This window comes from Labedaea rhizosphaerae, from assembly GCF_004362825.1.
In the GTDB taxonomy this organism is placed as follows: domain Bacteria; phylum Actinomycetota; class Actinomycetes; order Mycobacteriales; family Pseudonocardiaceae; genus Labedaea; species Labedaea rhizosphaerae.
In genome coordinates, this window is the sequence record NZ_SNXZ01000004.1 from 644,304 (window position 1) to 657,040 (window position 12,737).

General features: G+C 70.9%; 17 protein-coding genes. 9 read left to right on the forward strand and 8 right to left on the reverse strand.

All coding sequences use genetic code 11. The features are described 5' to 3' along the window. Positions 1-753, reverse strand: a complete 753-nt coding sequence (locus tag EV186_RS25970; protein ID WP_133851992.1) for an SDR family NAD(P)-dependent oxidoreductase — start codon at positions 751-753, stop codon at positions 1-3. After that, positions 750-2,042: an L-fuconate dehydratase gene (locus EV186_RS25975; protein WP_424983373.1), complete on the reverse strand. Its 1,293-nt coding sequence runs from the start codon at positions 2,040-2,042 to the stop codon at positions 750-752. The genes EV186_RS25970 and EV186_RS25975 overlap by 4 nt, the downstream gene beginning before the upstream one ends. A gap of 202 nt (positions 2,043-2,244) precedes the next feature. On the opposite strand from EV186_RS25975, the gene rnhA reads away from it, so the two are divergent. Then, on the forward strand, positions 2,245-2,697 hold the full coding sequence (gene rnhA, locus EV186_RS25980; protein ID WP_133851994.1) for a ribonuclease HI: 453 nt from the start codon (positions 2,245-2,247) through the stop codon (positions 2,695-2,697). On the opposite strand, the gene EV186_RS25985 is transcribed toward rnhA, so the two are convergent. Further along, the gene (locus EV186_RS25985) at positions 2,681-3,151 is read right to left on the reverse strand and encodes a hypothetical protein (protein ID WP_133851995.1); all 471 of its coding nucleotides are present in this window, start codon (positions 3,149-3,151) and stop codon (positions 2,681-2,683) included. The two genes, rnhA and EV186_RS25985, sit on opposite strands and share 17 nt — an antisense overlap. Before the next feature lie 89 nt (positions 3,152-3,240). Here EV186_RS25985 and EV186_RS25990 point away from each other — a divergent pair, with 89 nt between their 5' ends. Next, the gene (locus EV186_RS25990) at positions 3,241-4,338 is read left to right on the forward strand and encodes a sensor histidine kinase (RefSeq protein WP_166659330.1); all 1,098 of its coding nucleotides are present in this window, start codon (positions 3,241-3,243) and stop codon (positions 4,336-4,338) included. After that, positions 4,331-4,957, forward strand: coding sequence for a response regulator (locus tag EV186_RS25995; RefSeq protein ID WP_133851997.1), 627 nt, complete (start codon positions 4,331-4,333; stop codon positions 4,955-4,957). Before EV186_RS25990 ends, EV186_RS25995 begins: the two co-directional genes overlap by 8 nt. On the opposite strand, the gene EV186_RS26000 is transcribed toward EV186_RS25995, so the two are convergent. Beyond that, positions 4,954-5,463 carry a L,D-transpeptidase gene (locus EV186_RS26000; RefSeq protein WP_133851998.1) on the reverse strand — a complete coding sequence of 170 codons (510 nt, stop codon included), beginning with the start codon at positions 5,461-5,463 and terminating at the stop codon, positions 4,954-4,956. The two genes, EV186_RS25995 and EV186_RS26000, sit on opposite strands and share 4 nt — an antisense overlap. 71 nt (positions 5,464-5,534) lie before the next feature. Continuing rightward, positions 5,535-5,882 carry a YybH family protein gene (locus tag EV186_RS26005; protein WP_133851999.1) on the reverse strand — a complete coding sequence of 116 codons (348 nt, stop codon included), beginning with the start codon at positions 5,880-5,882 and terminating at the stop codon, positions 5,535-5,537. A gap of 70 nt (positions 5,883-5,952) precedes the next feature. Here EV186_RS26005 and EV186_RS26010 point away from each other — a divergent pair, with 70 nt between their 5' ends. From EV186_RS26010 to EV186_RS26020, 3 genes are all read left to right on the forward strand, one after another. Next, positions 5,953-6,822 carry a LysR family transcriptional regulator gene (locus EV186_RS26010; protein WP_133852000.1) on the forward strand — a complete coding sequence of 290 codons (870 nt, stop codon included), beginning with the start codon at positions 5,953-5,955 and terminating at the stop codon, positions 6,820-6,822. A 129-nt stretch (positions 6,823-6,951) separates the two neighbouring features. Further along, positions 6,952-7,470 carry a MarR family winged helix-turn-helix transcriptional regulator gene (locus EV186_RS26015; RefSeq protein WP_133852001.1) on the forward strand — a complete coding sequence of 173 codons (519 nt, stop codon included), beginning with the start codon at positions 6,952-6,954 and terminating at the stop codon, positions 7,468-7,470. A gap of 3 nt (positions 7,471-7,473) precedes the next feature. Then, positions 7,474-8,280, forward strand: coding sequence for a GRP family sugar transporter (locus EV186_RS26020; protein ID WP_133852002.1), 807 nt, complete (start codon positions 7,474-7,476; stop codon positions 8,278-8,280). Between the two features lie 6 nt (positions 8,281-8,286). On the opposite strand, the gene EV186_RS26025 is transcribed toward EV186_RS26020, so the two are convergent. Together EV186_RS26025 and EV186_RS39060 are read right to left on the reverse strand one after the other, a co-directional pair. Beyond that, on the reverse strand, positions 8,287-9,309 hold the full coding sequence (locus EV186_RS26025) for an amidohydrolase family protein (RefSeq protein ID WP_133852003.1): 1,023 nt from the start codon (positions 9,307-9,309) through the stop codon (positions 8,287-8,289). Further along, the gene (locus EV186_RS39060; protein WP_166659331.1) at positions 9,306-9,704 is read right to left on the reverse strand and encodes a metal-sulfur cluster assembly factor; all 399 of its coding nucleotides are present in this window, start codon (positions 9,702-9,704) and stop codon (positions 9,306-9,308) included. The genes EV186_RS26025 and EV186_RS39060 overlap by 4 nt, the downstream gene beginning before the upstream one ends. A 100-nt stretch (positions 9,705-9,804) precedes the next feature. Between EV186_RS39060 and EV186_RS26035 the strand changes: the two genes are divergently transcribed. Continuing rightward, complete coding sequence (locus EV186_RS26035; RefSeq protein ID WP_133852005.1) at positions 9,805-10,581, forward strand: IclR family transcriptional regulator; 777 nt, start codon at positions 9,805-9,807, stop codon at positions 10,579-10,581. A gap of 1 nt (position 10,582) precedes the next feature. Here the strand turns inward: EV186_RS26035 and EV186_RS26040 are convergent, their stop codons facing one another. Next, positions 10,583-11,008, reverse strand: a complete 426-nt coding sequence (locus EV186_RS26040) for a VOC family protein (protein WP_133852006.1) — start codon at positions 11,006-11,008, stop codon at positions 10,583-10,585. A gap of 29 nt (positions 11,009-11,037) precedes the next feature. On the opposite strand from EV186_RS26040, the gene EV186_RS26045 reads away from it, so the two are divergent. Together EV186_RS26045 and EV186_RS26050 are read left to right on the forward strand one after the other, a co-directional pair. Beyond that, positions 11,038-11,910: an NAD-dependent protein deacetylase gene (locus tag EV186_RS26045; RefSeq protein WP_133852007.1), complete on the forward strand. Its 873-nt coding sequence runs from the start codon at positions 11,038-11,040 to the stop codon at positions 11,908-11,910. Positions 11,911-11,955: 45 nt separating this feature from the next. After that, positions 11,956-12,735 carry a class I SAM-dependent methyltransferase gene (locus tag EV186_RS26050; protein WP_133852008.1) on the forward strand — a complete coding sequence of 260 codons (780 nt, stop codon included), beginning with the start codon at positions 11,956-11,958 and terminating at the stop codon, positions 12,733-12,735. The last annotated feature ends 2 nt before the right edge of the window (positions 12,736-12,737 follow it).

The window sequence follows — 12,737 nt, forward strand, 5'->3', positions numbered from 1 at the left end:
TTAGCTGCGGGGGCGCAGTCGGAGTCCTTGCATGCCGCCGTCGACGGCGAGCACGGTGCCGGTGGTGCTGGCGGCCCGCGGGCTCGCCAGGTAAGCGATGGCCTCGGCCACCTCGCCGGCGGAGACGAGCCGGCCCATGGGCTGGCGTGCGTTGAGCGCGGCCAGTTCGGCGTCCGGGTCGTCGGCGGCGTCGAGCAGCCTGCGCACCCACGGCGTGTCCGCCGTGCCGGGGTTGACGCAGTTGACCCGGATGCCCTCACCGACGTGGTCGGCCGCCATGGCCAGGGTCAGCGACAGCACGGCCCCCTTCGTGGCGCTGTAGAGCGCGCGCTGCGGAAGGCCGGCGGTGGCGGCGATGGAGCAGGTGTTGACGATCGCCGCGTGCGTGGAGCCGCGCAGGTGCGGCAGGGCGGCCCTGGTCACCCGCGCGATGCCGACGACGTTGACGTCGAGCACCCGGTGCCACTCGTCGAACGGGTTCGCCTCGACCGTGCCCTGCGCGCCGATGCCCGCGTTGTTGACCAGCACGTCCAGCCCGCCGAGGCGCTCGGCCGCGCTGTCCACAGCGGACTGGACGGAGTCCGCGTCGGTGACGTCGGCGGTCAGCTTGACCGCGTCGTCGGGTGCGCCGGACGGGTCGAGGTCGAGGCAGGCGACCGCCGCGCCCCGCTCGGCGAACAGCCGCGCCACCGCCGCGCCGATGCCGGACCCGCCGCCGGTGACCAGGGCACGCAAACCCGCGAAGTCGTTCACACGGCTCTCCTCAGCTCTGTCCACACCGGACCATCGGGATAGGCGTACCGGCTCAGGCTGCCAGGTTTCATCGTCGCGCTGAACCCCGGCGAGCTCGGCGCCAGGTAACGGCCGCGTTCCACCCGCACCGGGTCGACGAAGTGCTCGTGCAGGTGGTCGACGTATTCGATGACCCGGTCGGTCATCGAACCGGACACCGCGACGAAATCGAACATCGACAGGTGCTGCACCAGCTCGCACAGCCCGACTCCACCCGCGTGCGGGCAGACCGGCACGCCGAACTTGGCCGCCAGCAACAGGATCGCGACGTTCTCGTTGACCCCCGCGACCCGCGCGGCGTCCAGCTGCAGGTAGGACAAGGCGCCCGACTGCAGGAGCTGCTTGAACACCACGCGGTTCTGCACGTGCTCGCCGGTGGCCACCCGCACCGGCGCGATGGCCCGCGCGATCGTCGCGTGGCCCAGCACGTCGTCGGGGCTGGTCGGCTCCTCGACCCACCACGGGTCGAACACGGCGAGCGCGCGCACCCAGTCGATGGCCGGGCCGACGTCCCAGCGCTGGTTGGCGTCGATGGCGATCCGGATGTCCGCGCCGACGACCTCGCGGGCGATGCGCATGCGGCGCAGGTCGTCGTCGAGGTCGGCGCCGACCTTCAGCTTGATCTGCGTGAACCCGGCCTCGACGGCTTCGCGGCAGAGCTTGCGCAGCTTGGCGTCGTCGTAGCCGAGCCAGCCGGGGGTCGTGGTGTAGCCCGGGTAGCCGGCGGCTTGCAGTTCCTTCTTGCGGGCCGCGCGGCCAGGCTCGGCCTTGCGCAGGATGTCGAGCGCCTCGTCGGGGGTGAGCGCGTCGGTGAGGTAGCGGAAGTCGACGAGGTCGACCAGTTCCTCCGGGGTCAGGTCGGCGAGCAGCTCCCACACGGGCTTGCCTGCGCGCTTGGCCTTGAGGTCCCACAAGGCGTTGACCACGGCGGAGACCGCCATGTGCATGACGCCCTTCTCCGGGCCGAGCCAGCGCAGCTGGGAGTCGTGCACCATCAGCTTCCAGATGCCGCCGAGATCATCCAGAGTGGCCTCGAGGTCGCGGCCGACGAGGTAGGGCTCGAGCGTCCTGATGGCCGCGGTCTGCACGTCGTTGCCGCGCCCGATGGTGAAGGCGAACCCGTGCCCCTCGAGGCCGTCCGGCGCGTCGGTGCGCACCACCACGTAGGCGGCCGAGTAGTCCGGGTCGGGGTTCATCGCGTCGGAACCGTCCAGCTCCAACGACGTGGGGAACCGGATGTCGTGGGTCACGAGCCCGGTAATGCGCACTCAACACCGCCAAACATCAGATGTATTGGGACGGTTATAGCGCAGCCTGCGGCCTGACTCAAGAGTTAGCCCGGTAGAGATCCGACGAAACACCTCCCTCCGGGCGTGTCCCCTCTTCCGACCGGGTGTGTCCCCCGTTCCGGCGTCCACGGTTTGGCGGGACGGCGGCGGTAGGGTGCCCGGCGTGGCGGACGAGGTCGAGATCTACACCGATGGCGCGTGCGTGCCCAACCCCGGACCCGGCGGCTGGGGCGCGGTCCTGCGCTACGGCGCGCACGAGAAGGAGCTCTACGGCAGCGAGCCGGCGAAGACGACCAACAACCGGATGGAGCTGATGGCGACCATCCGCGCCCTGGAGTCGCTGACCCGCCCGACGACGGTCGCGCTCTACACCGACAGCACCTACGTGCGCAGCGGCATCACCAGCTGGATGGCCAACTGGAAGCGCAACGGCTGGATGACCAGCGCCAAGACCCCGGTCAAGAACGCCGACCTCTGGCAGCGGCTCGAAGAGGCGATCGCGCCGCACGAGGTGGCATGGCACTGGGTCAAGGGGCACAACGGGCACCCGGAGAACGAGCGGGCCGACCGGCTCGCAGCCCGTGGCGCGCAAGAAGCGGTCATGGCGCGTCGCTGAGCACCCCGGACCGCCGCGCCCGCAGCACCAGGACCTCGCGCTGCACCACGAGCACGACGCCGAAGTAGAGCAGGATCGTCGCCGACCCCGCGCCGGCGAGCACCACCTTGTCCACGGCGAGGTGCTGCCCGAGGCTCACCACCCACAACAGCGCGGTCAGCGCGTTGCCCTGCCGCATCGTGCGACCGTCCTGCACCCAGAGGCGGATGGTCCAGAGCGCCCGCACCACGGCCAGCGCACACCCGATGGCGAGGCTCAGCACCAGCAACGCGAGGTCCCCGGCGTCCAGGGAGTGCGCGCTGACGAACTGCCCGGCCTCCACCAGGCCGACCACCAACAGGACCAGGCCGATCATCGAGCGTTCGCGCAGCGGGCGCACGGCCAACTGACGGCTGAGCAGGAACGCCAGGACGAGCACGGTGACGGCGATGTTGATCAGGGCTTGGTCTTTCACACCATCCACCCTGAACGCCCGGGCGCACCGGCGGATCAGCCCGGCGGGTGGAGATTCGGGTGGAGGCGCGGGCGGCCATGATGGGAGGCGTGGGACTGCTGGCCGCGCGACCGTCCGCGAGCACCGAACGCGTGCTGCGGGTGTGCCTGCACGTCATCGGGATCGCGATGGTCGTGGCGTTCGAACTGGTGCCCGTGCGCCGGCACGGGCCGGTGGCGACCACCCTGGTCCTGGCCGCGGTGGTCGTCTGGGTGGTGGCCGCGATCCTCGGCCCGCGCATCGAGCAGCCCTGGCGGACGCTGCCGTGGACCGTCGTGCTGGTGCTCGGCGCGATCGCGGTGAGCGCGCGGGCACCGTCGGCGTCGATCCTCGTCGCCGCGGCGGTCCTCGCCGTCGTGTCCGCTGTGGACGTTCCGCCGGCGTGGCTCGCGGCCGAGTTCGGGGCCGGCGCCATCGGCTACGTCGTGGGGGCTGTCCTGCCCGGCTTTCCCGGCACCGCCGACCCGTTCGCCGTGCTCTTCACGGTGCTGGTGGCCGCCGTCGTCGGGTCGATCGGCCGGAACGCGGCGCTGCGCCAACGCGGTGAGCGGGCACTGCTGCGACGCCGGGCCGAGACCGCGGTGCTGGCCGAACGCGCCCGCATCGCCCGCGACCTGCACGACGTCCTCGCCCACACCCTGGGCGGCCTCGTCCTGCAACTCGACGCCCTGGACGCCGTCGTGTCCGAAAAGGACGATCCCGAGGTGACCACCCGCGTCCGCGGCGCCCGCGCCATGGCCGCCGACGGCCTGGACGAGGCGAAACGCGCCGTGGACGCCCTGCGCACCTTCGACGGCCCGCTGGAGACGACCCTCGCCTCGCTCGCGGCCCAGGCACCGTCGGCCGAACTGACCGTCCGCGGTCCGGTCGACGTCCCCGCCGAGGTGGCCGACGTGCTGGCGTCGATCGCCGTCGAGGCCTTGACCAACGCGGCCAAACACGCGCCGGGTCAACGGATCCAGGTCGAGCTGACCGGGACACCAGCCAAGGTGGTGCTGCGGGTGGCGAATCCGCATTCCGGTGCCAGGCAAGGGGAAGGACACGGTGTGCGCGGGATGCGTGAGCGGGCCGCGCTCCTGGGCAGCACCCTCACCGCCGGACCGGACGGCTCGAACTGGGTCGTCCGCTGCGAGGTGCCCCGTGGCTGACATCACCGTCGTCGTGGCCGACGACCAGGCCGCGGTGCGCGACGGGCTCGTCACGATCCTCGAGCACGCACCGGGCATCCGGGTCGTGGGCGTCGCGGCCGACGGCGAGCAGGCGGTGCGGCTCGCCGTCGAGCTCGCGCCGGACGTCGTGTTGATGGACTTGCGGATGCCCGGCCTGGACGGCGTCGCAGCCACCGCGCGCATCGCCGAGAGCAACGGGTCCAAGGTGCTCGTGCTGACGACCTATTCCGACGACAAGTCGATCGTCGAGGCGTTGCAGGCCGGCGCCGCCGGCTACCTCACCAAGAGCGCGGGCCGCGAGCAGATCGTCTCCGCGATCACCGCGACCGCCGACGGGCACAGCACGTTCGCGCCCGAGGTGACCCGCACGGTCGTGCGCGGGCTCGCCGCCCGCACGCGGCTGGAAGAGGTTGCGCGCCAACACCGCCTGACCGAACAGGAGGCCCGGGTCCTCGCGCTCATGGCGCGTGGCAAGAGCAACCGGGCCATCGCGGAGAGCCTCGGCATCGGCCTCTCGACGGTCAAGACGCACACGAACAACCTGTTCGCCAAGCTGCACGTCGCCAATCGGGCGGAGGCGGCCGCGCTGCTGTCCTAGGGCAGGATCTGGACCTCGTCGCCGGGCTTCAGGGACGAGAAGAACCGCTTGGCCGCGGTCTTGGTCAGGTGGACGCAGCCGTGCGAGCTGGTGTCGAGGCTGCCCTGGTGGAACGCGATGCCGCCGGCGGCGAAGAACACCGAATAGGGCATCGGGTCGCCGTACTCGTGGCTGTGCCAGTGCTCGGCCTTCCACACCACGTGGAAGGTGCCGGTCGGCGTCGCGTGCTTGCCGACGCCGTAGCCGATGGGCACCGGGCCGTAGGAGTGGCCGTGCCCGGGTAACCACGCCTCGTGCGTGGACAACCGCACGCACGCCACGGCGCGCTTGCGGCACGGTGGCGGCGACGGAGGTGGCGTCGTAGTGGTGGTCGTCGGCGTGGTCGCCGTCGTGGTGACCGGCACCGGCTCGGCGACCGGGGCCGGACCCGCGCCGAGCCCTTGCTCGGTGGCACAGCCACCCAGCAGCAGCCCGATCGCCAGCCCGCCAACCCACCACTTGCGCAACCCGCCACCACCTTGCTCGGGGAACCTCGTCGCCTTACCTCACGACGCGGCGGGTGGCGGGGTTGCGTAGCTCAGCTCTTGATTTCCGGTCGGTCGATCACCCGCAGCCAGCTGCCGTCGGATTGCCGGCGCACGATCTGGGTCCGGCCACCAGTGTTGTCCGACGGCTTCGTCGAGGTCAACGCCAGCTCGCCGTGGTGGATCGTCGGGTAGGACTCCTCCTGCTCGAAGTGCGGGACGTTGGCGACGAGCTGCTCGAACACCTTCTGGATGGCGTCGCGGCCGACGGTCTGCGCGCCCGGCGGGTAGGCCATCACGGCGTCTTCTTCGTACAGCTCGGCCATCCCGCGTGCGTCGCCCTCGTTGGCGAGCTCGACGAACAGCCTGGTCAGGTCTTCTGGTTCACGTGCCTTGCTCATAACTCCACCGTGCGCTTCGGCGTACTAGAAGTCCAACATCTGGTTGTTCTCGAAGCTAGACTCAGCGCTTATGGAGTTGCGGCAGCTGGAGTACTTCGTCGCGGTCGTCGAGGAGGCGAACTTCACCAGGGCGGCGGCCCGGGTGCACGTCGCGCAGCCGGGGGTGAGTGCGCAGATCAGGCGGCTGGAACGGGAGCTCGGGCACGAGTTGCTGGACCGCTCGGGCCGCGGCGTGCGACCGACCGAGGTGGGCGCGGCCGTCCTGCCCTATGCGCGTGCCGCATTGGCGGCGGTGGAGTCCGCTCGCCTCGCCGCCGACGAGATGGGCGGACTGGTCCGCGGGCACCTTGCGGTCGGCATGATCACCTCGCACACCGTCGACCTGCCGAGCCTGCTCGCCGACTTCCACGAGCGGTACCCGGCCGTGGAGATCACCCTGACCGAGGGCGAGTCCGCGCACCTGCTCGACGACATCCGCACCGGCGCCCTCGACGCGGCGATCGTCGCCGTCGGCGCCCAAGACCCCGACGGGGTGGCCCTGCGCACGATCACCGACGAGGCCATCGACGCCGCCGTCGCCCTCGACCACCCCTTGGCCGGGGCGAAGTCCATTCCGCTGCTGGACCTGCGCGACCACCCGTTGATCACCATGCGCCCCGGCACCGGCATCCGCTCCCACCTCGAATCCGCTTGTGCCGCAACGGGATTCACCCCGCATGTGGCCTTCGAGGCGGGCACCCCGCAACTGCTGGCCCAACTGGCTGTGCGCGGCTTGGGCGTGGCCGTCCTACCCACGTCGATCGCCCACAACCACCCCGGCCTGCACCCGCTCGTCATCACCGACCCATCCCTGCGCGGCCGCGTCGCCCTGGCCTGGCGCTCCCCCGGCCCCCTCAACCCCGCCGCCCGCGCCTTCCTCCCCCTCTTCGACCGGAATTAGCGGGCTAATTCCCGGCGGGCGCAAGCGGGACATGGGCGCTGACCTGCGGATCTGCGAGAAGTACCGAGTCATGCATGAGGAATGAATGGATGAGGTGTAGGGCTGGGTGGGGCGTGGTATGCATGAGGAATGAATGATGGGGTGCGGTTGGCGAATCTGCTCGGGGCGGCCGGATTGGGGGTGGCCGCGGTCGTAGCCGACGGGACGGCCGAGTTCGCCGGGTTGAGTGCCAGCGCGGCGGCGGCCCTGGTGTTGTTGCGTGAAGGTGACGGGCTCACCGGCACCGAGCTGGGACGGCGGATCGGGATCACGCAGTCGGCGGCGGCGCGGGTCGTGGCCGCGCTGGAGCGCGACGGGTACGTGACGCGGGGCGCCTGGGTCGGCCGCGAGGTGGGGGTTCAGCTCACCGACGCCGGCCGGCGGGTCGGGCAGGTGATGCTGGAAGAACGGCAGAAGCACCTGCAGGGCCTGCTCGACGGCTTCGACGAGCACGAGCAGGCCGCGCTGGCGCCGCTGCTGGAGAAGTTGCTCGTCAAAATATACGAATACGAACAAAACAGCGGCCGCGTGTGCCGGTTGTGCGACCGCGACGCATGCACCAACAACGCCGTGTGCCCGGTCGGCCAGGCCGAACGGGACAGTGCCTGACCCGTGCTCTTCGCACTTGGTTCCGCGCTCTGCTACGGCATCTCCGACGTTGCGGGCGGCCTGCTGTCGCGCCGGGTCCACTTCGGACTGGTCGCCGTGCTCGGTCAGCTCGGTGGCCTGCTCGTCACGCTGGTCGCCGCGCCGCTCGTGGACTCCGACCCCACGATCGCGGACTTCGCGTGGGGTGCGTTGTCCGGGCTGGGCACAGGAATCGGCATGCTGTTCCTGTTCCGCGGGATCAGCGCCGGCGCGCTGAGCGTGGTCGTGCCGGTGGTGGCGGTCGGCGGGCTCGCGTTGCCGGTGCTGGTCGGGGTCGTGGTGCTCGGCGAACGCCCCTCCCTCTTGGCGTGGCTGGGAATCGTCGTCGCCGTCCCGGCGCTCTGGTTCGTCTCCCTGGGCGACGACGAAGGCACGGCCGCGGGCGTCGTCAGCGCGTTGATCTCCAGCGTCGGCATCGCCGTGCAGTACCTGGCGCTCGCCCAGGCCGGCCCGGACGCGGGCGTGTGGCCGGTGCTGGCCGGCCGGGTGACCGCGGTCCTCGCCATCCTGCCCGCCGTGCGCTGGCGCAAGATCGAAGCAAAAGACGCCCTGGGCGCGGGAGCGGTCGGCGCGCTCGCGGCGATCGCGCTGGTGCTCTACCTGCTGGCCACCCGCCAGCAACTGGTGGTGATCGCGGTCGTGCTTTCCTCGCTCTACCCGGTGATCCCGGTCCTGGTCGGCATCACCGCGCTGCGCGAGCGACTGACGCGGCGGCAGTCAGTGGGGCTACTGGCCGCCGCCGCGTCGGTCGTCTTTCTCGGGATCGCCTGACGGTGTTCAGGCGGGCAACGGGGTGCCCGGCGCCTTGCCGAGCCGCGCACGGGCGTCCTCGATGTCCATGCCGTGCAGGCGGAGCATGTTCTCGCCCAGGATCTTGCGTTTGGCCTGTTTGGTCAGCTGCGGGTAGCCGTACCCCTCGCACAGGTCCTGCGGGATCTCGAAGTTCCAGAAGGCCTCGAGCGCCCACTGCGGCTGCCAGATCGGCGCCTCACTGCCGTAGATGATCTTGTCTTCGCCGCACCAGAACAGCAGCTTGCCCAGCACCTCGGCGAACTGCCGCGGTGCGCGCACGACGAAGTTGATCGACGCGGCGAGCGAGGCGTACAGGTTCGGGTACCGGATCAGCTGCCAGCAGGTCTCGTCGATGAACGGCAGGCCCACGTGGAAGATCACGAAATTGAGGTCCGGGAAGTTCGCCGCGGCGCCGTCCATGTCCCACGTCTGCGTGTACTCGACCGGCTGCGGGCCGAGCGGCACTCCCTTGTGGACACCGATGATCTTGACGCCGAGTTCCTGGATCCGCTCGAACACCGGGAACGCGACCTTCGGGTCGTCCATCCGCCACGGCACGGGCTTCGCGTCCTCGTAGCGCACGTTGTAGAACTTGAACGCCTTCGCGCCGAACTCCTCGACCTGGCGGGTCACGTCGTCGAGCGCCTTCTTGCCCTCCAACGGGTTCACCGTGCCCCAGAACACCGTGCGGTCCGGGTCGCGGCGGGCCATTTCCGCGCAGTCACGCCACGGCGAGAGGCCGTCGCGGAACAGGTCGGTCAGCGGCAGCGGCATCGCGACCAGCATGTCCGTGTCGGAATTGTCGTAGACCATCTCGCGGATCTCGTCGATGGACCACCGGTGCAGGAACTCCTCCGCCGACATCTTCGGCTGGTCCTCCGGCGTCAGCACCGTGTGGAACGCGTAGAGGTGGTTGGCGAACATCGTCCCGGCCGGACCGTAGGCGTTGTCCGACTCGAAGTTGAACGGGTGCGCAACGCAGTCGAACACGAACGCGTCGCCGATCATCGAGCACCTCCAGAACTCTCGGCAGGACGTTCGGCGGTCTTCAAAGCCACGAACGCGTCGCGGTCACCGACCGCCTTGGGCGACGGCAGGAAACGCAACTTCGCGCGGGCGTCGTCGGAGAGCCGGCCGGGCGACCAGGCCTCGTCCCACACCACCCGCACCCGCGCGCTGGCCACGCCGGGCAGCGCGCGCACCGCGTGCTCCACCTCGGTGAGCACGTTCGATGCGAACGGGCACCAGCCGGAGGTGAGCACCAGGTCCACCTCGGCGTGCCCGTCGGCGATCTCGGCCCGCTGGAGCAGGCCCATGTCGGCCACCGAGATCCCCTTCTCGCGGCAGCACGGGTCGTACACCCCACGCAGTGCCTCGTGCACCCCAGGATCGATCGCGGTCATGCGATCAGTTCTGCCACGGCCCCGGGGCCACCCGGTAGAGCGCAGATTTCTGATGGTGAAACGCCTACGATGAACGGCGTCCCGCCACGAGGAGTTCGCGATGGTGCGAGTCGACGACGAGGGTCCACCAGAGGGTCCACCAGAGGATTTCGTGCAGAGCGTGGGGCGGGCTCTGCGGGTGCTCGAGGTGGTCGGTGCGGAGCCCGGTCTGCCGGTCAAGGCGATCGCCCGCCGCTGCGAGCTGAACATCTCCACGACCTACCACCTGGTGCGCACGATGGCGTACGAGGGCTACCTGCGCCGGCTGTCGTCGGGCACGTACGTGATCGGCGACCAGGTGGCGCGGCGCTTCCACGACCTGATCGGTGCGTTCGGCCGGCCACCGGACGCCGTCGCGGTGCTGCGGTCGCTGACCGAGAGAACAGGGCTTTCGGCCTACCTCGGCTGCCTCAACGCGTCGCGGGTGACGGTCGTGTCCGTCGTCGAGGGTCCCGGTTCGCCGTACCTGGAGGACTTCGAGGCGGGGCTGGACGTCTCGCCGCACGCGACCGCGCTCGGCAAGGTGTTGCTGGCCGCGCTGCCGAGCCGGGAGCGGCGCGCTTACCTGCGGGAGAACGGGCTGCGGCCGTACACGGCGAACACGTGCACCGACCTGGGCGACCTGGAGGCGGCGCTGGCGGCGTTCGGGCCCGGCGACGTGCTGGTGGAGCACGGTGAGTTCCGCGACGACGTGGCGTGCGCGGGCACGCTGGTGCCCCGCACCGACGACACCGGCCCGGCGTGGGCCGTGGTGGTGTCGGCGCGGGGCGAGGACCTGCCGGTACACGCCCGCCAGGCCCTGCTCACCGCAGCGGGCGACCTGGCCGGCGTGCGCTAGGTCAGCTGCCGGCGATGTTGACCAGCCAGCTGATGCCGAACTTGTCCACGCACATGCCGAACTCGTCGCCCCACATCTGCTTCTCCAGCGGCACGGCGACCTGGCCGCCGTCGGCGAGCTTGTCCCAGTAGCCCTTGAGCTCGGCGCGGTCGTCGCCGCTCAGGCTGACCGAGATGTTGTTGCCGGCCTGGATGGGCATGCCGGGCGGGGTGTCGGCCGCCATCAGCGTGAAGCCGCTCGTGGTGGTCAGCTGACCGTGCATGATCTTGTTGGCGTCGACCTTGTGTTCGGGGTCGCCGGCCTGGTCGGCGCCGAAGTCGCCGAAGGTGTTCAGATTCAGCTCGCCCCCGAACACCTCCTTGTAGAACTCCAGCGCTTCGCGGGCGGTGCCGTCGAAGTTGATGTAGGGGTTGAGCACCGAAGCCATCGCATCCTCCAAGACGTAATGTGGTTGTCATGCGGACCCGACCGACGCTCGGCTGGCGGCCGACCGGAGTGGTCGCCCCGACCGCGACAAGCATGGCGGAGGTCGCCGACATTGTCGCGGCGGGACGCGTGTTGGTCTTGAGCGGCGCTGGAATCTCCACCGAGTCCGGCATACCCGATTACCGCGGCGAGACGGGCACGCTGCGCAGGCACACCCCGATGACCTACGACGAGTTCGTCGGCGCCCCGGACGGCAGGCGCCGCTACTGGGCCCGCAGCCACCTCGGCTGGCGCACGATCAGCGCCGCGCAACCGAACGCGGGCCACCGCGCGGTCGCCGTGCTGGCCGCGCGCGGCTACCTGACCGGCGTGATCACCCAGAACGTCGACGGCCTGCACCAGGCGGCCGGCACCGCGGACGTGGTCGACCTGCACGGCCGGCTCGACCGGGTGATCTGCTTGTCCTGCAAGGAAACGAGCTCCCGGGTCGAGCTGGACGACCGGTTGCGCGCGGCCAACCCCGGCTTCGACCCGGCCACCACCAGGATCAACCCGGACGGCGACGTCGACCTGCCCGAGGCGACGGTGCGCGGGTTCCAGGTCGTCGACTGCGCGGGGTGCGGCGGCGTGCTCAAGCCCGACGTCGTGTTCTTCGGCGAGAACGTGCCGCCGCCGCGGGTGCGCCGGTGCGCGGAGCTGGTCGACGCCGCCGAGGCCGTGCTGGTGCTCGGCTCGTCGCTCGCGGTGATGTCCGGGCTGCGGTTCGTGCGCCGCGCGGCGACCGACGGCAAGCCGGTGCTGATCGTCAACCGCGGCGAGACCCGTGGTGACCCGTACGCGCGGCTGCGGGTGGACCTGCCGCTCGGCGCTGCGCTCACGGAGCTGGTTCGACTCGTCGCGTAGCGTCTACTGTGGACACTCCGTCGGTCCGCGCCTACGCTCGGTGGCATGGGCGGCTGGTGGGCGGATGGTGCGGCTTACGAACGGTACGTCGGCCGGTGGAGCCGGCCCGTGGCCACGGCGTTCGTCCGGTGGCTGGACGTTCCCGCGGGCAGGCGCTGGCTGGACATCGGCTGCGGCACCGGCGCGCTGACCCAGACCCTGCTGGACGAGGTGGACCCGGCCGCGGTGCTCGGCGTCGACCCGTCCGAGGGCTTCCTGGAGCAGGCCCGGGCGCAGGTGACCGACCCGCGCGCGGAGTTCCGCACCGGGGACGCCCGCGCCCTGCCCGACGGCCCCTTCGACGCGGCGGTCAGCGGGCTCTCGCTCAACTTCGTGCCCTCGGCGCAGGAGGCCGTCGCCGAGCTGCACCGGGTGGTCACGCCCGGCGGCGTGGCCGCGGCATACGTCTGGGACTACCCGCACGGCTTGGAGCTGGTGCGCTACTTCTGGGACGTGGCGAAGTCCGTGGACCCGGCCGCCGCCGAGCTCGACGAAGGCACCCGGTTCCCCATCTGCGACCCCGAGGCGCTCACCGAGCTGTGGTCCGGCTTCGACGACGTCGAGGTGCGCCCGATCGAGGTGCCGACCGTCTTCGCCGACTTCGACGACTACTGGACGCCGTTCCTCGGCGGGCAGGGCCCGGCGCCGAGCTACCTGGCCACGCTGTCCGCCGCCGACCAGGACGCCATCCGCGACCTGCTGCGCTTCCGGTTGCCGTCCGGACCGGACGGGCAGATCGTGCTCAGTGCCACAGCGTTGGCCGTGCGTGGCCGGGCTAAGGTCTGACC